The organism is Bacillus sp. FSL K6-1218 (assembly GCF_038006445.1).
Classification (GTDB): domain Bacteria; phylum Bacillota; class Bacilli; order Bacillales; family Bacillaceae_G; genus Bacillus_A; species Bacillus_A thuringiensis_S.
Genome location: NZ_JBBOVE010000001.1, coordinates 4,526,132 through 4,546,837 on the forward strand (window position 1 = coordinate 4,526,132; position 20,706 = coordinate 4,546,837).

Consider the following 20,706-nt stretch of genomic DNA (forward strand, 5'->3'; position numbering starts at 1 on the left):
TTCTCTCATTATTGACGCTTTATAAATTTCGCTAAATCTTTAAATTTCACTTTATCTGAGTAATTCATTACGCCGTTTACGTAAATGCGGCTTGTAACAGCATTTAATACCGCAATTGTCGCCAATAAGACCGCTAATGTTATCGTAATTTCTAGCATACCTGCTTCACCAGCTACAATACGTGAGAAGGTAACCATCGGTGTAAAAAATGGAACGTAAGAACTTACAACAACGATAGTACTATTCGGATCACTTAATGATTTAATACTAATGAAGAATGCAGCCATAATTAAAATCATTACCGGGAAAGATACAGCTTGTAAATCCTCCGTCTTAGACACGACAGCTCCAGCAGCAGCATACATCATCGCATAAAGTAAATATCCCGTAATGAAATAAACAAGAAACATGCTGATAACCTTTGCATCTAATTTCGTAAAGTCAATTGGAATACCAAATAGTGAGGCACTTTCTAAATCAACCCAACCCAACAAATATGGAATAAGATAACCACACGCCAATATGACAAGTTGCAATAACGCCGTTGAAACAACCGCTAAAATTTTCGCATACATCATTGTAAGAGGCTTCACTTTCGGAAGCATTACTTCCATTACACGTGACGCCTTTTCAGATGCAATATTCATTGCGATTGTATTTCCAAACGCTACAATAAACATATATAAAGCAAATGTAAAGAAATAGGCAATTCCGAAAGAAGATGTACGATCTTTTATCGCTTCTTGCTTTACTTGAATTTCTGTTTGTAATTGCTGTGCAATTTCTGGTGAAACATTATTTTTGGCAATCGTCACAATCGTATATTGTTGCTTTAAATATCCTGCCATAATTGCAGAAGTTGCTTGGCTTGGAAATCCATTATACATATATGTAATCGATGGAGCCCCACCCTTTTCCGTCACATGGAATAGACCATCTAAATCGCCTTCTTCTACTTGCTTATGCAGTTTATCAAAATCATCCTTTGAACCAAGCGTTATTTTTGCTGATGGCAATAGCTTATTTAGCTCATCTTTTTGTACTTTATATGTGGAACTCTCTACTACAACTGCAATTTTATCTTTATCCTTATTTTTATCATCGCCTGAAGTAAAATGATTAAATGCAAAAATCCCAAACACAACTAAAAATAAAATCGCACTCGTAATTAATGATTTTTTAGATAAAAACGCTTCCCTAAAATAAAATGAAAATACGTGAGAAAATTTACGCATCGTTATTTCGCCCTCTCTACAAAGATTTCGTTTAACGTCGGCTCTAACATTTTAAATTGTCGTAAGCTAACACCTTGCTCTTGCAACTGTTGCAAAATCTTGAGAGCTTCCGCATCGCCTTGTACTTTCACATAAAGAAGGCCTTGTTGTTTTTCATACGATACATGTATAGCTTCTAATCCCGTTTCATTCTCTACTGTATCTTCAATCGTTAAATTACGGAAACCGTATTCTTTCTTAATATCACTTAGCTGTCCTTTTACGACTGCTTCACCTTTTTTCAAAATACATACATGTTGGCAAAAAGCCTCTACTTGTTCCATACGATGACTTGATAAAATAATCGTCTTTCCGCTCTGTACTTGTTCTTCAATAATACTAGCTAACATCCCGGCATTAACTGGGTCAAGGCCACTGAATGGTTCATCTAAAATGAGAAGTTCCGGATTATGAAGAAGAGCAGCAATTAATTGGATTTTTTGCTGATTCCCTTTTGAAAGCTCTCCAGCCGTTTTAAATTTATATTCTGGTATCGCTAAACGCTCTAACCAGTGATCGATAGCGTGATCTACTTCTTTCTTCGACATTCCTTCTAATCTACCAAAATATCGCAGCTGATCTATTACTCTACTTTTTGTATATAAACCTCTTTCTTCTGGTAAATACCCAATTGTTACGCCACTATTCCCAAATGCTTTTCCATCCCACGTAATCGAACCTTCATTAGGCGTTAATAATCCGAGAAGCATTTTGATTGTTGTTGTTTTCCCTGCACCATTTCGTCCAAGTAACCCTAGTACTTCACCTTTTGGTAACGAAATTTGTAAACCGTTAACAGCTTTTGATTCCCCAAATTGTTTCGTTAAGTTTTGAATTTGTAAACTCAAAGTTTAAAGCCTCCCCTTTAGTATTATTCGTACTCTCTTTCAAAGACTATGTTTATTCAAGACAAAATATAGCTCTACACTTCATCCTCTTATATGTAAACACCGTCATTAATCCATCATTTGTTCTATTTAGTTAAAATTGTAAATAATAAAGTTCTCTTTGTCAATTATAATTGTCATTACGACAATTAAACTTGTCAAAACAACTGTTATTATTTTGCTCATCTTTCTAATATAGGACATACTACTATATATACAAAAGACAATATGCAAATGTTCATATAAAAATATTATATTTTAATATATAATATAAAATGATTTTCTAACATCGAGGAGGATACATATGAAGATGAAGAGGAGCATTACCACTTTATTATCTGTAGCGGTTCTATCTACATCACTTGTAGCATGTTCAGGAACACCAGAGAAAACAGTGGCGAAAGAAGAGAAAGTAAAATTAACAGAACAACAATTAATGGCTGATTTATGGTATCAAACAGCTGGTGAAACGAAAGCACTTTACTATCAAGGGTACAACATTGGTCAATTAAAACTTGATGCAGTTCTTGCAAAAGGGACAGAGAAAAAACCTGCTATCGTACTTGATTTAGACGAAACTGTTTTAGATAACAGTCCTCATCAAGCAATGAGCGTAAAAACAGGCAAAGGTTATCCTTACAAATGGGATGATTGGATTAACAAAGCTGAGGCTGAAGCCCTTCCAGGCGCAATTGATTTCTTAAAATATACAGAGTCTAAAGGTGTAGATATTTACTACATCTCAAATCGTAAAACGAACCAACTAGATGCAACAATTAAAAATCTTGAGCGTGTAGGTGCTCCTCAAGCAACGAAAGAACATATATTACTACAAGATCCGAAAGAAAAAGGAAAAGAAAAACGCCGTGAACTCGTTTCTCAAACTCATGATATTGTCTTATTCTTCGGTGATAACTTATCTGATTTCACAGGTTTTGATGGAAAATCTGTAAAAGATCGTAACCAAACAGTAGAAGATTCAAAAGCACAATTTGGTGAGAAATTCATTATTTTCCCGAATCCAATGTATGGCGATTGGGAAGGCGCTTTATATGATTATGATTTCAAAAAATCAGATGCAGAAAAGGATAAAATCCGTCGCGACAACTTAAAATCATTTGAAGTAAAATAAAGAGGATGGCATTCGCCATCCTCTTTATTTTACTTTCTCTGTTAAAGGCAAGATAAATACTTCCACACGTCTATTCTTTGCCTTTCCTTCTTGTGTATCGTTTGGAGCAATCGAACGGTATTCTCCGTAACCAATCGCACTAAATTTTTCTGGTTGTAATTCTTTATTTTGCAGTAATACTTGCATAAAATTAACTGCCCGCTGCGTACTTAATTCCCAATTCGACGCAAACTGTGCATTGGCAATAGGGACATTATCCGTATGACCGGATACTGTAATTTCACGAGGTGACGCTGAAACAAGTAAGCTAGACATCTCTTTTGCAATCCCTAAAGATTCTAATTTCACATCTGCTTTCCCCGAATCAAACAGTATATTTTCTAATATTGTCACCATTAATCCCTTTTCAGTTAATTTAGTTTGAAAAGAAGAGGATAATTGTTTTTCATTAATATATTGATCAATCTTTTTTTGTAATGCTTTCAATTCATCCATCTCTTTTTTTTCTTTAGCTCTAGCTTCTTCTTGTTTTTTTGCTTGTTCTGCCTCAAGGCTACTTGCCGATAATTCTTTTTCATCATTTGGCTTTTGATCACTTAAAAATTCTTTGTTACCTGTTCCCCCGGCTAATTCACTTCGAAAAGCAACTGCCATCTGTTTAAACTTCGCAGCATCTATACTACTCATTGCGAATAAAACGATAAACAATGCAAATAACAACGTTAACATATCAGAATATGGGATTAACCACGTTTCATCGATATGCTCATCATGTTTTTTCTTTTTGCCTCTTCTATTTTTCTTACTCCGCATTTTTTTCTGCTCCTTTTTCTAGCTTTTTACGCTCAGTTGCAGAAAGTGCACCTAAAATGCGGTTCTTCATAATAAACGGATATGTACCTTCTTGTAACATTAATAAACAATCAATGATTAAACGTTTTTTCTCAATTTCAGCTGAAGATTTTTGCTTTAACTTATTTGCAAATGGATGCCATAATACATACCCTGAAAAAATACCAAAAATCGTTGCAATAAATGCACCCGAAATAGCATGACCTAACTTTTCAATATCAGTTAAGTTACCAAGCGCAGCTACAAGACCGATAACAGCACCTAAAACTCCTAATGTCGGTGCATACGTACCAGCTTGTGAAAAAATAGCAGCTCCCTTTGCATGTCTTTCTTCAATTGCCTCTAATTCAGATTCCAAAATTTGCTCTAAATCTTCTGCGGATACGCCATCAATCACAAATTTCATACCGCGCAAAAGAAATTCATCTTGAATTTTGTCTAATTGTTGCTCTAAAGACAAAATACCGTATTTTCTACTTTCAGATGTCCAATGAACAAATAATTCTAGCAACTGTTCATAACTTAAATCCTTTTTATTTGAACCAAAAAGAACTTTAAATAGTTTTGGAACCCTTTTTAGTTGATTCATCGGAAATGCAATACATACTGCAGCAAATGTACCGATAAAAATAATTAATGCTGCGGCAGGATTTAATAAGGCTGTTACGTCAGCGCCCTTGACGACCATCCCTACTACCACTGCTAAAAATCCTAAAATAAGTCCAATAATTGTTGCAAAATCCATTCCCATTCACTCCTAGTCTATACAAGAAGTTCTTTATTCTCGATAATCGCTACATCTTCTTATGTATATATATTACATAAAAAATGCAATTCATGAAAGATAAGAAATGAATTATATAAAAAAATACTACAAATTTACACATTTTCTGACATTTTCTTTGCATTTCTATTACGTTATGACTCTGATATTTCTTTTCCAACAAACTAGACTTATAATAAAAAAAGATACACATTTTATTAAGAAGGGACTGTGATTACAAGGCATTATGAAAAAGATAATAATTATTTCTGCCACTACTATTGTAATCGGTATCACATCTTTCGCTTACTTTGGTTCTAAATCACCACTACATAATGAAGCGAAAGCTGTCGAAAGTCAAAAACATAATAACCACCCAAAAGAAGAGATTCCTGCTTTTCCAAAAGCTGATCATAATGCAAAGAAAATAGACAATGACTTTTCAGTTGTAACAAATCCAAAATCTAATCTTGTCTTAATTAATAAACATCGAAAACTACCAGATGGATACACTCCTGAAGACTTAACAAGACCAAACGTACCATTCACTAGTCCAAAAGATAAAGAAAAAACGCTACTACGCAAAGATGCTGCAGAGGCACTTGAAAACATGTTCAAAGCTGCAAAAAAAGAAGGGATTGATCTTACAGCTGTATCTGGTTATCGTTCATACAAACGTCAAAAATCGTTGCATGATACATACGTTAGACGTCAAGGAAAAGCTGAAGCTAATTCAGTAAGCGCAATTCCTGGTACAAGTGAACACCAAACGGGTTTAGCAATGGATATTAGTTCAAAAACAGCTAAATTTCAATTAGAGCCTATCTTCGGAGAGACAGCAGAAGGAAACTGGGTCGCGGAACACGCTCATAAATTCGGCTTTGTCATTCGTTACTTAGAAGATAAAACAGATACAACAGAATATGCATATGAACCATGGCACTTACGCTACGTTGGTAATCCATACGCTACATACCTATATAAACATCACTTAACATTAGAAGAAGCGATGGAAGACAAAAAATAAGAGAGCAAATTGCTCTCTTATTTTTCTTTCACTCTATCATTGTAGTAATTTCTTCTTCCATTCTTCAGGCCATGGTTCGCCTCTTCCTGTTTTTTTCGACGCTTGAACCATCATTCCACGGCCTACTAAACAAACCTCTCCTTCTGCATTCTTCACCATATAATGTAAATCTAAAGAAGAATTCCCAACCGATCCTGCCTTTACATACACCTTCAACTGTTCATCATAATATATTTGCTTAATAAAATTACATTGTAAATCCGCAACAACGATCATCGTGTCTGATGATGCATGTGTCCACTCTTGCATAAATCCAAGTTCTTTAAACAACGCGATACGAGCTTCTTCAAAATAAGTAAAAGCAACGACATTATTTACATGTCCAAACATATCTACTTCACCAAAACGAACCTTTACAGGATTGTAAAATAAAAAACCACTTTCCCATTTCTCGAAGTCTTCAATATAAGAAATTCTCTTCAACGTTATCTCCCCTTCCTCTCAAAAAAACAGAATAAACTGAAAAATATAGTTATAAATATTGCCCCTTCAAGATGAAGAGGCAATATTTATTAATAGTTATTATCGCTACCAAAGAAATCTTTGAACGATTGAATTGTTGTATCACGGTTTAATGCCGCAATTGAAGTTGTTAAAGGAATACCCTTCGGACATGATTGCACACAGTTTTGAGAGTTACCACAGTTTGCTAGTCCTCCATCTCCCATAATTGCACGTAAGCGATCTGCTTTATGCATTTCACCCGTTGGATGTGAGTTGAATAAGCGAGCTTGTGATAACGGCGCTGGTCCAATAAAGTCAGACTTACTGTTTACGTTTGGACATGATTCTAAGCAAACACCACATGTCATACATTTTGAAAGCTCATAAGCCCATTGACGCTTTTTCTCAGGCATTCTTGGTCCTGGACCTAGGTCATACGTACCATCAATTGGAATCCAAGCTTTAACGCGTTTTAGAGCATTAAACATGCGACTGCGGTCAACTTGTAAATCACGTACAACTGGGAATGTCTTCATCGGCTTTAAGCGAATTGGCTGTTCTAATTGATCAATAAGAGCCGTACATGATTGACGTGGTTTTCCGTTAATAACCATTGAACATGCTCCGCATACTTCCTCTAAGCAGTTCATATCCCATGCAATCGGAGTTGTTTGATTCCCTTTTGAATCAACAGGATTACGACGAATTTCCATAAGCGCCGAAATAATATTCATATTCGGACGATATGGAATTTCAAACTCTTGGTCAAACGCTTGTGCATCTGGTCCATCTTGTCTCGTAATGATGAGGCGGATTGTTTTCTCAGACATGTTGTTTATCCCCCTTCTCTTCACCCTTAGCAGCTACATCATGTTTTGAAGAATAATCACGTTTACGTGGTTTAATTAATGAAACATCAACGTCTTCGTAATGGAATGCTGGTGCATTTCCTTCTCCTTCAAATTTTGCCATCGTAGTTTTTAAGAAGTTTGCATCATCACGATTTGGGAATTCAGGTTTGTAATGCGCCCCGCGGCTCTCATTACGGTTATATGCGCCAATTGTAATAACACGTGCTAACTCAAACATATTTGCAAGTTGACGTGTAAATGAAGCACCTTGGTTACTCCATCTCGCTGTATCGTTAATGTTAATACGTTTGTAACGAGCCATTAACTCTTCAATTTTCGCATCTGTTTCTAATAACTTTTTATTTTCACGAACTACTGTAACGTTATCTGTCATCCATTCTCCAAGCTCTTTATGAAGAACATATGCATTTTCATTACCATCCATCGTTAAAATATTGTTAAATTTCTCTGTTTCGATTAATTCATTTTGCTCATATACAGTAGACGAAACAGCATCTGATGATTTAGAAAGACCTTTCATATATTCAATTGCGTTTGGTCCTGCTACCATACCACCATAAATTGCTGATAATAGTGAGTTTGCACCAAGGCGGTTACCACCGTGCATAGAATAATCACACTCACCTGCTGCAAATAAACCTGGAATACTCGTCATTTGCTTATAGTCAACCCATAGTCCGCCCATTGAATAGTGAACAGCTGGGAAGATTTTCATTGGTAGTTTACGAGGATCATCACCTGTAAATTTCTCATAGATTTCAATGATTCCACCAAGTTTAATATCTAGTTCTTTCGGATCTTTATGAGAAAGATCTAAGTACACCATGTTTTCACCGTTAATACCTAGTTTTTGCTCTACGCAAACATCAAAGATTTCACGCGTTGCGATATCACGAGGTACAAGGTTTCCGTAAGCCGGATATTTTTCTTCTAAGAAGTACCATGGTTTACCATCTTTATATGTCCAAACACGTCCACCTTCACCACGTGCAGATTCACTCATAAGACGTAATTTATCGTCTCCTGGAATTGCCGTTGGGTGAATTTGAATGAACTCACCATTTGCATAATATGCGCCTTGCTGATATACAGCAGACGCTGCTGTACCTGTATTAATAATGGAGTTTGTTGATTTTCCGAAAATGATACCAGGGCCCCCTGTTGCCATAATCACGGCATCAGCTCCGAAACTTTTAATCTCCATAGTTTGTAAGTCTTGTGCAACGATTCCTCGGCACACACCTTCATCATCAACAACAGCTCGTAAGAAATCCCAACCTTCATATTTCGTTACAAGTCCTGCTACTTCGTGACGACGTACTTGCTCATCTAATGCGTAAAGTAATTGCTGTCCAGTTGTTGCACCAGCAAATGCTGTACGGTGATGTTGCGTTCCACCAAATCGACGGAAATCAAGAAGTCCTTCTTCCGTACGGTTGAACATAACACCCATACGGTCCATTAAATGAATGATACCAGGTGCTGCTTCACACATTGCTTTAACTGGTGGTTGGTTCGCTAAGAAGTCCCCACCATAAATTGTATCGTCAAAGTGGATCCATGGAGAATCCCCTTCACCTTTCGTATTTACGGCACCGTTAATTCCGCCCTGAGCACATACAGAATGTGAACGTTTTACTGGTACTAAAGAAAACAGTTCAACATTTACTCCTGCTTCTGCCGCTTTAATCGTTGCCATTAAGCCAGCCAAGCCACCGCCGACTACTATAAGTTTCCCTTTCATGCTCTCCCACTCCTTACTGATTTGCTAGCTGTGGATCGATGAACGCTAATAATGCACTCACACCTACATAAGATAGACCTAAGAAAATAGCTAATGTTACATAAGTAGAGATTCTTTGTGAACGTGGAGATACTGTAATTCCCCAGCTGATGCAGAATGTCCATAGTCCATTTGCAAAGTGGAAAATTGTTGAAACAACACCAACTAAGTAGAATGCAAACATAGCTGGATTGTTTAAAATATCTGCCATCATATCATAGTTTACCTCTTTACCTAACATTGCTTGAATACGAGTTTCCCAGACGTGCCAAGAAATGAAAATCAGCGTAACGATACCTGAAATTCTTTGGAAGACGAACATCCAGTTACGGAAATAACCGTAAGAAACCGCATTGTTCTTAGCTGTAAATGCAATATATAAGCCATATATAGCATGGTACAGTATCGGTAAAAAGATGATGAAAATTTCTAGCGCATACCGGAATGGAAGGAGCTCCATAAAGCCTGCAGCTTTGTTAAAAGCCTCTGCTCCTCTTGTTGCAAAGTTGTTTACAATTAGATGTTGCGTCAAAAAGACACCAACCGGGATGACCCCCATTAATGAGTGCCACTTACGAAACGTATACTCGCGGCCTTTCATGTCCCCATTACCCCCTTGAATGTTTGACTGCTGTTTTCAGATTAATTTATAACAATAATGTTTTTTCACTATTGGCATAAGAAAAACTGAAAAAATTATTCGAAATATTTCAGCATAATTTGATAACAAGTTCATTTTACCCCTATTTTTGTCGAAGCGTCAAGAAAACGTATACATAATTTGCATATAATTTGCCAATTCTTTTTTTCTTCTTAGATATTCAGATTTCCCTAAAGAAAAATCTGTTTTTATAAATGAAAAATGTTATATAATAATCCCTATAGAAAGAGGGGAATATTGTGAGTAAAAATACAATCGATATAACATCTTTAGAAGATGTTTCATTGAACGCCTTCGCTTATGAATTGCTACGTGAAGAATTACTACCTGATTTAATCGGCAACGATTTAGATGGTATTTTATACTGGTCTGGTAGAAACCTTGCAAGAAAATATCCGCTAGAAACAATTGAAGAAGTCATTCAGTTCTTTGAAAAGGCTGGCTGGGGCACTTTAAGCATTATTGAACATAAGCGTCGTGAAATGCAGTTCCAACTTAAAGGCACACTCATTGCAGAACGTCAAAAACAAAAAAGGCATTCTTCTTATCAACTAGAAGCTGGATTCATCGCTGAACAAATTCAAAAGCAACGGAACGTCGTTGCAGAGTCATACGAAGAAAAGAAAAAACGTTCTGACTCTATTACATTTCTTGTGAAATGGGATATAAAAGATCTCATTGAAGTGTAAGCATTACCTACAGTCAACTAGACATATCAGTTTAGTTGACTTTTTTGTATTTTCATTCACATCAATTTATTTTAAATCTTCAGAAATTATAACAAAAAATAGAAGACATTGTAAACTACAACGTCTTCTTATCTGTTAAATACGTATAAATCGTCTCTGCAACATTTTTTGGCATACCTGCTTCGACAAATTCTGCTACAGAAGCTTCTTTCATCTTCTTTAATGAACCAAAATGTTTTAACAATACCTTTTTCCGTTTATCACCGATTCCTGGAATGTCATCCAATGCTGATTGAATGACAGATTTCCCGTGTAATTGACGATGGAATGTAATCGCAAATCGATGCACCTCGTCTTGAATACGCTGCAATAAATAAAATTCTTGGCTATTTCTCTCAAGCATCACAGGTTCCGGGGGATCTCCAATAATTAAATGGGAGGTTTTATGTTTGTCATCTTTTACAAGACCTGCCATCGGAATATATAATCCGAGCTCATTCTCTAAAATATCACTTGCAGCCGCCAAGTGGCCTTTTCCGCCATCAATAATAATCAAATCCGGTAAAGGTAAATTTTCTTTAAGCGCCCTTGTATAACGGCGTCTCACAACTTCCCTCATAGACTCATAATCATCTGGCCCTTGAACCGTTTTAATTTTATATTTCCTATATTCTTTCTTCGCTGGTTTCCCATCGATAAAAGCAATCATTGCAGAAACGGGATTTGTTCCTTGAATATTTGAGTTATCAAACGCTTCAATACGATACGGTGTTTCAATTCCAAGCTGCTTCCCTAAATGATCTACCGCTTTAATCGTTCGTTCTTCATCACGTTCGATTAAGTAAAACTTCTCTTCAAGAGCAATTTTTGCGTTTTTATTTGCTAATTCTACAAGGTCTTTTTTCTTACCACGTTTCGGCTGTGTCGCTTCCACTTCTAAAAAGCGCTCTACTAATTCCGAATCTATACTTCCTGGAACGACAATTTCCTTCGGCTTAAAATGACTACTGTTTTCATAAAATTGACCGATAAACGTTAAAAAGCCCTCTTCTGGTTCATCGTAAATCGGAAACATAGAAACATCACGTTCAATTAGCTTGCCTTTTCGAACGAAGAAAACTTGAACACACATCCATCCTTTATCCACTGCATATCCAAACACATCGCGATCCACTAAGTCACTCATAATCATCTTTTGTTTTTCCATAATCGCATCAATATGAGCAATTTGATCACGCAACTCTTTTGCACGTTCAAACTCTAGTTTCTCTGAGGCCTCATACATTTTTATTTCTAATTCTGAACGAATTTCTTTATGTCCACCATTTAAAAACTTAATAATTTCATCTACAATTTCTTTATTTTGTTCTTCCGTCACTTCTTTCACACAAGGCGCTAGACATTGACCCATATGATAATACAAACAAACTTTATCTGGCATATTCGTGCATTTCCGAAGTGGATACATACGATCTAGCAGTTTTTTCGTTTCATGAGCAGATTGTGCATTTGGATAAGGACCAAAATACTTTCCTTTATCCTTTTTTACATTTCGAGTAATGAGTAAGCGCGGTTGTTTCTCCGCTGTAATTTTAATAAAAGGATATGTTTTATCATCTTTTAATTGAATATTATATTTCGGATCATATTTTTTAATTAGATTTAACTCTAAAATAAGTGCTTCTAAATTCGAAGAGGTTACAATATATTCAAAATCAACAATTTCTCCTACAAGCCGCAGTGTTTTCCCATCATGTGAACCAGTAAAGTACGAGCGCACACGATTTTTAAGCACTTTTGCCTTTCCAACATATATAACCGTTCCTTGCTTATCTTTCATCAAATAACAACCAGGTTGATCTGGTAAAATAGCCAACTTCTCTTTCAAATGTTCGTGCACTCGTCTCCCTCCATTTCTACATACTTAGCATTTTTATTTTCCCTTGAAAACATACTATGCCCAAACACCCAACATACGTTCTTTTATTGTAACGGAAAGACTGTAAAAAAGAAAATAAAAAAAGCTACCAACTGGTAGCTTTTTTATTTTAGAAATGTTTAGAAACTAATTCTACTAACGCTTCTTTCGGTTTGTAACCTAACGTTTGATCAACTACTTTACCGTCTTTTAATACGAAAAGAGCTGGAATGCTCATTACTTCGAATTGACGAGCAGTTTCTTGGTTCTCATCAACATCTACTTTTACTACTTTTACTTTTTCGCCTAGTTCTGCATCGATTTCCTCTAATACAGGAGCGATCATTTTACAAGGTCCACACCAAGGTGCCCAGAAATCTAATAATACAACACCTTCGCTAGTTTCAGCTGCGAAGCTTTGGTCATTTGCGTTTACAATTGCCATTTTATTTCCTCCTTCAAGTATATTCTACCAAGAGTATATCATTAACTTATATACGTGGCGAATAATATGTATCGTTATGTATTGTAACAAAAAAATGTTCCTTTATACTATATAAAAATACGGATTAAATACTAAAAAGATGAGAGACAGGGGATCTCTCACCTTTTTCTATATATAGGGGTACTTCACTTGGAACTCAAGGGTACTTAAATCATGAATGTACTTTTAACTTTTTAAACTCTTCTGTTAAAAGAGGTACAACTTCGAACAAGTCACCGACAATACCGTAGTCAGCTACTTTGAAGATACTTGCTTCTGGATCTTTATTAATCGCAACGATTATTTTTGAGTTAGACATACCTGCTAAATGCTGAATCGCACCAGAAATACCACATGCAATATATAAGTCTGGCGTAACAACTTTACCAGTTTGACCAATTTGTAATGAGTACTCACAGTATTCAGCGTCACAAGCACCACGAGATGCCCCAACAGCGCCGCCTAGTACGTCAGCTAACTCTTTTAATGGTTTAAATCCTTCTTCACTCTTCACACCGCGTCCGCCAGCGATAATAACTTTCGCTTCAGAAAGATCAACACCTTCTGCAGTTTTACGGACAACATCTTGAATGATTGTACGTAAATCTTTCACATCAACTGTAATAGAAGATACGTCACCACTACGAGACTCATCTTTTTCAAGAGTTGCAATGTTATTTGGACGAACTGTCGCAAATAAGATACCGTCTGTTACAATCTTCTTCTCGAATGCTTTACCAGAGTAAATTGGACGAGTGAAGATAACATTTCCACCTTCAACCTCTAAAGCAGTTACGTCAGAAACTAAACCAGCTTCAAGCTTCGCTGCTAATTTTGGTGATAAATCTTTACCAAGTGCTGTATGTCCAAAGACAATACCTTCTGGATTTTCTTCAGCATGTACAGCTAAAAACGCTTGTGCATAACCATCAGATGTATATGATTTTAATTTATCATTTTCAACTGTCACAACGCGATCTGCACCGTAATGAATCAATTCATTTGCAAAAGAGGCAACGCTGTCTCCAACTAGAAGACCTACTACTTCACCGCCTTCTGCAATTGTTTTTGCTGCTGCTACCGCTTCAAACGAAACGTTACGTAGCGATCCATCACGAACTTCACCCATTACTAATACTTTACGAGCCATAGATTTTCCCTCCTGCATATATAATTTCGTATTTTATTAGATTACTTTCGCTTCTGTATGGAGCAACGATACAAGTTCTTTTACTTGATCTTGCAGCTCGCCTTGTAACACTTTTCCTGCATCTTTCTTAGGAGGCAAATAGATTTCAATTGTTTTTGTCTTTGCTTCCACATCATCTTCTTCTAAATCTAAATCATCTAATTCTACTTCTTCTAGTGGCTTTTTCTTCGCTTTCATAATACCTGGAAGCGATGGATAACGCGGTTCATTTAAACCTTGCTGTGCTGTTACTAAAACCGGCAATGAAGTTTCGATCACTTCTGTATCACCTTCAACATCACGCTCAATCTTCACGTTTGTACCGTCAATTTCAAGTTTTGTAATTGTCGTTACGTACGGAATATTTAACGCTTCAGCTACGCGTGGACCTACTTGTCCAGATGCACCATCAATTGCAACGTTTCCGCCTAAAATTAAATCTGCATCTTTATCTTTTAAATATTCAGCAAGCACTTTTGCTGTCGTGAACTGGTCACCATTTTCTACATCATCTTCAATATTAATTAATACCGCTTTATCACAGCCCATCGCTAATGCAGTACGAAGTTCTTTCTCACTATCTTCGCCACCGACTGTTACAACTGTAACTTCTCCACCTTGTGCGTCTCTTACTTGAATTGCTTCTTCAATTGCATATTCATCGTAAGGGTTGATGATGAATTCCGCTTCGCCATCGTAAATTGCACCGTTTTTAATTACGATTTTTTCTTCTGTATCAAATGTTCGTTTCATGAGTACGTAGATGTTCATTCCATTTACCCCCTTGTTTTTCAGAAAGATTCTATCAATTTTAATTTTCTGTTAATTTATATTAAAAAAATAATTGAACTACCTGCCACTAAATGAAGGTTTACGCTTTTCTAAAAATGCAGCTACACCTTCTCTTCCATCTTCACTCGTAAATACCTCACCAAAAATTTGTGATTCACGTTGTACACCTTCATAGTAATGAGACGATTTGGTCGTTTGCAATAACTCTAGTACAGCACGAGTTGTTGCTGGACTTTTTCCAGCAATTTGTTTTGCGACTTTAAGCGTATCATCTAAAAGTGATTCTTCAGAGAACAATCCGTTAACAAGTCCCCATTTCAATGCTTCTGCACCAGTAATTGGTGTACTTGTTAACATCATTTCACAAGCTTTTGCTTTCCCAACATAACGTGGTAAGCGCTGTGTACCTGCAAAGCCAGGAATTAATCCAAGTGTTAATTCAGGTAAACCAAGTTTTGCACTTTCAGTTGCAAAGCGCATGTGGCAAGACATAGCAAACTCAAGGCCGCCGCCCAGTGCCGCTCCATGAATTGCCGCAATAACTGGTTTTGAACATTTTTCAACACGCTCAAACGTAACTTGTCCAAGCTGTGCTAATTCTGTTGCTTGCTTCGCTTCAGTAACAGATGTAAATTCTTTAATATCTGCTCCTGCTGAGAAGAAACGTCCTTCACCGTGAATAACAACAACACGAATGTTATCATCCTTTTCCACTTGATCAATTAATTCAGTAACGTCATGCATAACTTGTGAAGACATCGCATTTGCTGGTGCGTGATTTAACGTCGCCACCGCGATATGATCTTCAACTCTTACAGATAGGAATTTCAACATGATCCCTCCCATTATTGACGATAACCACAAGCTGCAATGAGTAGCCCATGTACCGTTTTTGAAAGTGCGACCAGATCATACTTATGATCGCTCATTACCCAATTGGTCACAACTTCATCTACTGTTCCAAAGATCATTTGTCTTGCCACGCGAACATTTAAATCTGCTTGAAATTCACCTTGTTTTATACCAGTCTCTAAAATCTCATCCATAACTTGTAAGTAGCCTTTTAATACTTCATTTATTTTAAGGCGCAAGTCTTGATTGGACTGCCTCAGCTCTAATTGCGTAACGATAGCAAGAGGATCATTTTGTGACAACAGCAAGAAGTGCGTTTCTACCAACATGAATAACTTCGATACAGCGCTTTCAATTCCTGCTGTTTTTTGACGAATTGTTTCGACAAATTCTCCCATCTTCTCTTGGAATAAGGATATTAATATATCTTCTTTATTTTTAAAATATAAATAAATCGTGCCATCAGCTACCCCAGCTTGCTTTGCGATTTTAGAAACTTGCGCTTGGTGGTACCCATTCTCCGCAATCACAATGACTGCCGCATCAATAATTTGATTGTATTTCGGTCTATTTTTCTTCACTTTACTGTCCCCTTCAAGAAGATGACTGAATGAATAGTCATTCATATTCTTATAATACTGACTATTTAGAAAAGTGTCAATCCTATTTTTCAAAAAGAAAGGGCCTTAGCCCGTTTGCTCATCCTCATTCTTTCTCTTCTCTTCATCCATTAAGACACGGCGTAAAATTTTCCCTACTGTCGTTTTCGGCAATTCATCTCTAAACTCATATACTTTCGGCACTTTATAAGCCGCTAAATATTTACGTGCAAACTGATTTAATTCTTCCTCAGAGCACTCCGTACCTTCTTTTAACACAACAAATGCTTTAACTGTCTCTCCTCTGTACGGATCTGGAACTCCAATTGTCACTACTTCTTGCACTTTTTCATGCTCATATAATACTTCTTCAACTTCACGAGGATACACATTAAATCCACTCGCGACAATCATATCTTTCTTGCGATCTTTTACATAGAAGAATCCATCTTCATCCATGTAGCCAACATCACCTGTATGGAGCCAGCCATCTTGCAATACAGCCGCTGTTTCCTCTGGCTTATTCCAGTATCCTTTCATAATTTGAGGACCTTTCACTACAATTTCCCCTATTTCTCCTGGTGGTAATGCCTCACCAGTTTCAAGTGACATAATGATTGCTTCTGTATCTGGCCACGGAACTCCAATGCTACCCGGCACTCGCTTTTCCCATAAAAAATTACTATGTGTAACCGGAGATGATTCTGTTAAACCATATCCCTCTACTAGTTTACCACCTGTAACTTTTTCGAACTTTTCCTGTACTTCTACTGGCAGTGGTGCTGATCCACTAATACAAGCACGAATAGAAGAAATATCGTATTCTTTTAAAAGCGGGCTATTTAAAAGAGCGATATAAATAGTTGGAGCCCCTGGAAACAATGTCACTTTATGCTTCTTAATCGCTTCAAAAACCATTTTCATATCAAACTTTGGAATAAGGACCATTTTGTATCCTTGCATAATACTTAAATTCATAACAGCTGTCATACCATAAACATGGAAAAATGGAAGAACCCCAAGGACGACTTCTTCACCTTCGTTACAATTATATAACCAATGTACTCCCATCAAAGTGTTAGAAACGAGGTTTTTATGCGTTAACATAACTCCTTTCGGAAATCCGGTTGTTCCTCCTGTGTACTGTAAAAGAGCTAGATCATTTTCAGGATCACAAGGCACCTCAACATTCGTATTCACTTCTTTTTCTACTGAATTCCAAAGATGAATCATTTCACTCTCTGATACTTTCACAACTAAATTCGACTGTTTTTTCTGCACAAATGGATACAATAGATTTTTAGGGAATGGTAAAAAGTCCGCAATACGAGTTACGATAATATGCTCAATTTTTGTAGCAGATTGAACATTCGTTACTCTTGGAAACACTAAATCGAGACAAAGAATTACTTTTGCTCCCGAGTCATGAAGCTGGTATTCTAATTCTCTTTCTGTATACAGTGGATTTGTTTGTACTACGATACCTCCCGCAAGTAATGTACCGTAATAACCAATTACAGCTTGCGGACAATTCGGCAACATAATAGCAACTCGATCCCCCTTTTCCACACCGAGCTTTTGAAGATAATTTGCAAATCTCTTCACCTTATCATGGAAGTCCGAAAACGTAATATCCTTCCCCAAAAAATGAAGCGCTTTCTTTTCTGGATAGCGAGAAGCCATCTGTTCTACATATCCATGAAGTGGCTGAATATCATAAGAAATCGTACTAGGAATTTCCTCTGGATAACTTTTCAACCATGTTTTTTCCACCTTCATTCCCCCTTCAAATACATAAAAAATAAATGAATGTTCATTCATGATGGTTATTTTCATTATATTATAGTCACCATAACGTTACAATCATAATATTCCGACTTTTATATAACTATGCTTTACTTCATTAACTTCTTATTATATGTAGAAACTCTCCTAATCTTAAAAGAGTAAGAGAGTTTGTCATTAACTTAATCTTATAATCGTTAATACCGCTCCTGGGGTAGTTGTTGATAATGTCGCAACAGCTAACAAACCAAATAATTGCAAACTAATTGCACTCCCCGCCGCAAGGGTCGTAATAATTGTCGCACTAAATGATGTCGTTGCTAATGCAGGAGAATTAATAGTCCCAGCAAGCGGTGCCCCATTAATTGTAATTCTTGAACTAACTAATAATGAAGCCGTTATATTAATTGTATATGAAATATAATAGTTCCCTGCATTTGCAGCCGTAAATACTGTGTTTCCCCCAGACACTGTAATACCTGGACCGATATTCTGATTGTTTGGAAGCGGGACATTTGTTCCACCTAGTAGTACCGATATTGCTGTACCCGACGTATTATTTGCAAATGCGTATGTTGCCGTTATACTTGTGCCTGTTGCTCCTGTATCGCCTGTTGCTCCTGTTGCTCCCGTCGCTCCCGTCGCTCCCGTTGGACCCGTTGCCCCTGTTATTCCTGTCGCTCCCGTTGGACCCGTTGCTCCTGTTGCCCCTGTTATTCCTGTCGCTCCCGTTGGACCCGTTGCCCCTGTTGCTCCTGTTGCTCCCGTCGCTCCCGTTGGACCCGTTGCCCCTGTTATTCCTGTCGCTCCCGTTGGACCCGTTGCTCCTGTTGCTCCTGTTATTCCTGTCGCTCCCGTTGGGCCTGTTGCTCCTGTTGCTCCCGTCGCTCCCGTTGGACCCGTTGGACCCGTTGCCCCTGTTATTCCTGTCGCTCCCGTTGGACCCGTTGCTCCTGTTGCTCCTGTTATTCCTGTCGCTCCCGTTGGGCCTGTTGCTCCTGTTATTCCTGTCGCTCCCGTTGGACCTGTGTCGCCTGTTACTCCTGTCGCCCCCGTTGGGCCTGTGCCACCTGTTGCTCCTGTTGCCCCCGTCGGACCGGTTGGACCAACCTTAGGAACTGTCCCATCGCAACTAAAACAGCATGAATCAACATGTACACCATTTTGATTATTACACCCACAATATCCATTTATGTTATTGCTCCATGAAGACATGTTGATTACTTCCTTTACATTCGATTTTTTTAGCGCAATCACCGAATTAAAAACACCTATCTAAATAACAAAGAAATACTTTGCCTAGTGGGGGATAAAACACAGATTTCCTCCATACATTCTAGTAATTATTACATGCAATTCACTCTCCTTTTGCTTGTACTTTCGCCCCATCTCCACAGATTATTAACCATACACATTACGCTTTCGTACACAGCCAAGTTCCCATTTAAACTTTCCACATTCGCCAATCTTTTTAGTAAAGAGGATGATTCTTCATAAATAGCGACTATAATATATAAAAATCCATATAACTTGTTATTTTTAGTCAAAATTTTAAAAAAATATTGACACTTAAATTATCCTCATAGTATGATTTTGGTGTTGTAATTGATAACCATTTTCATTTATGGTGCTAGTTACAAAAAACACTTAATTTGGGGGCAGAAGATGAAGAAAATTCTCAGTATTTTCATAGTAGTTCTTCTATTCGCTGTTGGATGCGGACAGCAAAAAGAGGAGAAAAAGGAAACAAAAGCGGACAATAAAAATCAAGCTATAACAATTAAACACGCTGAAGGGGAAACAAAGTTAGATAAACCAGCGAAAAAAGTAGTTGTACTTGAGTGGGTATATTCAGAAGACTTATTAGCACTTGGTGTTCAGCCAGTAGGGATGGCAGACATTAAGAATTATAATAAATGGGTAAATACAAAAACAAAACCAAGTAAAGATGTTGTAGATGTAGGGACACGTCAACAACCAAACTTAGAAGAAATTAGCCGTTTAAAACCAGATTTAATTATCACAGCTTCATTCCGTGGTAAAGCAATTAAAAATGAATTAGAGCAAATTGCACCAACAGTTATGTTTGATCCATCAACAAGCAATAACGATCACTTTGCTGAAATGACAGAAACATTTAAACAAATTGCAAAAGCAGTTGGAAAAGAAGAAGAAGGTAAAAAAGTATTAGCTGATATGGATAAAGCCTTCGCTGATGCAAAAGCAAAAATTGAGAAAGCAGACTTAAAAGATAAAAACATCGCAATGGCACAAGCATTTACTGCTAAAAACGTACCAACATTCCGTATCTTAACTGACAATTCTTTAGCTTTACAAGTTACAAAAAAATTAGGTTTAACAAATACTTTTGAAGCAGGAAAATCTGAGCCAGATGGTTTCAAACAAACAACTGTAGAATCATTACAAAGTGTACAAGATTCAAACTTCATTTACATTGTAGCGGATGAAGATAACATTTTTGACACGCAACTAAAAGGCAACCCTGCTTGGGAAGAATTAAAGTTCAAAAAAGAAAACAAAATGTATAAATTAAAAGGCGACACTTGGATTTTCGGTGGTCCTGAGTCTGCAACATCTTTAGCAACACAAGTAGCAGATGTAATGACAGCGAAGAAGTGATTA

General features: G+C 37.0%; 20 protein-coding genes. 4 read left to right on the forward strand and 16 right to left on the reverse strand.

What is annotated here, in order from left to right; all coding sequences use genetic code 11:
- Positions 1-8 precede the first annotated feature (8 nt).
- On the reverse strand, positions 9-1,235 hold the full coding sequence (locus tag MHI26_RS23105) for an ABC transporter permease (RefSeq protein WP_061666244.1): 1,227 nt from the start codon (positions 1,233-1,235) through the stop codon (positions 9-11).
- Positions 1,236-1,237: 2 nt separating this feature from the next.
- Positions 1,238-2,122 (reverse strand): ABC transporter ATP-binding protein, encoded by an 885-nt coding sequence (locus tag MHI26_RS23110; RefSeq protein ID WP_000058119.1) that lies wholly within the window; start codon positions 2,120-2,122, stop codon positions 1,238-1,240.
- A 343-nt stretch (positions 2,123-2,465) separates the two neighbouring features.
- Between MHI26_RS23110 and MHI26_RS23115 the strand changes: the two genes are divergently transcribed.
- The gene (locus MHI26_RS23115; RefSeq protein WP_000782822.1) at positions 2,466-3,293 is read left to right on the forward strand and encodes a 5'-nucleotidase, lipoprotein e(P4) family; all 828 of its coding nucleotides are present in this window, start codon (positions 2,466-2,468) and stop codon (positions 3,291-3,293) included.
- 24 nt (positions 3,294-3,317) lie between these two features.
- Here the strand turns inward: MHI26_RS23115 and motB are convergent, their stop codons facing one another.
- Positions 3,318-4,106, reverse strand: a complete 789-nt coding sequence (gene motB / locus MHI26_RS23120) for a flagellar motor protein MotB (RefSeq protein ID WP_001256734.1) — start codon at positions 4,104-4,106, stop codon at positions 3,318-3,320.
- Complete coding sequence (gene motA / locus MHI26_RS23125; RefSeq protein WP_000344851.1) at positions 4,096-4,890, reverse strand: flagellar motor stator protein MotA; 795 nt, start codon at positions 4,888-4,890, stop codon at positions 4,096-4,098. The genes motB and motA overlap by 11 nt, the downstream gene beginning before the upstream one ends.
- Before the next feature lie 265 nt (positions 4,891-5,155).
- Between motA and MHI26_RS23130 the strand changes: the two genes are divergently transcribed.
- The gene (locus MHI26_RS23130) at positions 5,156-5,935 is read left to right on the forward strand and encodes a M15 family metallopeptidase (RefSeq protein ID WP_000720194.1); all 780 of its coding nucleotides are present in this window, start codon (positions 5,156-5,158) and stop codon (positions 5,933-5,935) included.
- A 36-nt stretch (positions 5,936-5,971) separates the two neighbouring features.
- Here the strand turns inward: MHI26_RS23130 and MHI26_RS23135 are convergent, their stop codons facing one another.
- The 4 genes from MHI26_RS23135 to sdhC all read right to left on the reverse strand — a co-directional run bounded on the left by MHI26_RS23135 (position 5,972) and on the right by sdhC (position 9,695).
- Entirely contained in the window at positions 5,972-6,418 is a 447-nt protein-coding gene (locus MHI26_RS23135) for an acyl-CoA thioesterase (RefSeq protein ID WP_000822725.1), read from the reverse strand.
- Positions 6,419-6,507: 89 nt separating this feature from the next.
- Positions 6,508-7,269, reverse strand: coding sequence for a succinate dehydrogenase iron-sulfur subunit (sdhB, locus tag MHI26_RS23140; protein WP_001291827.1), 762 nt, complete (start codon positions 7,267-7,269; stop codon positions 6,508-6,510).
- The gene (gene sdhA, locus MHI26_RS23145; protein ID WP_000676742.1) at positions 7,262-9,055 is read right to left on the reverse strand and encodes a succinate dehydrogenase flavoprotein subunit; all 1,794 of its coding nucleotides are present in this window, start codon (positions 9,053-9,055) and stop codon (positions 7,262-7,264) included. Before sdhA ends, sdhB begins: the two co-directional genes overlap by 8 nt.
- Positions 9,056-9,068: 13 nt before the next feature.
- On the reverse strand, positions 9,069-9,695 hold the full coding sequence (sdhC, locus tag MHI26_RS23150) for a succinate dehydrogenase cytochrome B558 (RefSeq protein WP_000678354.1): 627 nt from the start codon (positions 9,693-9,695) through the stop codon (positions 9,069-9,071).
- Positions 9,696-9,994: 299 nt separating this feature from the next.
- Between sdhC and MHI26_RS23155 the strand changes: the two genes are divergently transcribed.
- Complete coding sequence (locus MHI26_RS23155; RefSeq protein WP_000042214.1) at positions 9,995-10,444, forward strand: YslB family protein; 450 nt, start codon at positions 9,995-9,997, stop codon at positions 10,442-10,444.
- Positions 10,445-10,559: 115 nt separating this feature from the next.
- Here MHI26_RS23155 and uvrC read toward each other — a convergent pair whose 3' ends face one another.
- From uvrC to MHI26_RS23195, 8 genes are all read right to left on the reverse strand, one after another.
- The gene (gene uvrC, locus MHI26_RS23160; RefSeq protein ID WP_061666243.1) at positions 10,560-12,344 is read right to left on the reverse strand and encodes an excinuclease ABC subunit C; all 1,785 of its coding nucleotides are present in this window, start codon (positions 12,342-12,344) and stop codon (positions 10,560-10,562) included.
- A 148-nt stretch (positions 12,345-12,492) separates the two neighbouring features.
- Positions 12,493-12,807: a thioredoxin gene (trxA, locus tag MHI26_RS23165; protein WP_001018944.1), complete on the reverse strand. Its 315-nt coding sequence runs from the start codon at positions 12,805-12,807 to the stop codon at positions 12,493-12,495.
- Between the two features lie 211 nt (positions 12,808-13,018).
- Positions 13,019-13,996, reverse strand: a complete 978-nt coding sequence (gene etfA, locus MHI26_RS23170; RefSeq protein WP_000101957.1) for an electron transfer flavoprotein subunit alpha — start codon at positions 13,994-13,996, stop codon at positions 13,019-13,021.
- 36 nt (positions 13,997-14,032) lie between these two features.
- Complete coding sequence (gene etfB, locus MHI26_RS23175; protein ID WP_001029031.1) at positions 14,033-14,806, reverse strand: electron transfer flavoprotein subunit beta; 774 nt, start codon at positions 14,804-14,806, stop codon at positions 14,033-14,035.
- A 78-nt stretch (positions 14,807-14,884) separates the two neighbouring features.
- Positions 14,885-15,661: an enoyl-CoA hydratase gene (locus tag MHI26_RS23180; RefSeq protein ID WP_000911292.1), complete on the reverse strand. Its 777-nt coding sequence runs from the start codon at positions 15,659-15,661 to the stop codon at positions 14,885-14,887.
- 11 nt (positions 15,662-15,672) lie between these two features.
- Positions 15,673-16,260, reverse strand: coding sequence for a TetR/AcrR family transcriptional regulator (locus tag MHI26_RS23185; RefSeq protein WP_000742223.1), 588 nt, complete (start codon positions 16,258-16,260; stop codon positions 15,673-15,675).
- 105 nt (positions 16,261-16,365) lie between these two features.
- Positions 16,366-18,051 carry a long-chain-fatty-acid--CoA ligase gene (locus MHI26_RS23190; RefSeq protein WP_000416315.1) on the reverse strand — a complete coding sequence of 562 codons (1,686 nt, stop codon included), beginning with the start codon at positions 18,049-18,051 and terminating at the stop codon, positions 16,366-16,368.
- A 189-nt stretch (positions 18,052-18,240) separates the two neighbouring features.
- Entirely contained in the window at positions 18,241-19,278 is a 1,038-nt protein-coding gene (locus MHI26_RS23195; protein WP_340808985.1) for a BclA C-terminal domain-containing protein, read from the reverse strand.
- Between the two features lie 450 nt (positions 19,279-19,728).
- Here MHI26_RS23195 and MHI26_RS23200 point away from each other — a divergent pair, with 450 nt between their 5' ends.
- Positions 19,729-20,703 carry an ABC transporter substrate-binding protein gene (locus MHI26_RS23200; RefSeq protein WP_000722821.1) on the forward strand — a complete coding sequence of 325 codons (975 nt, stop codon included), beginning with the start codon at positions 19,729-19,731 and terminating at the stop codon, positions 20,701-20,703.
- Positions 20,704-20,706 lie beyond the last annotated feature (3 nt).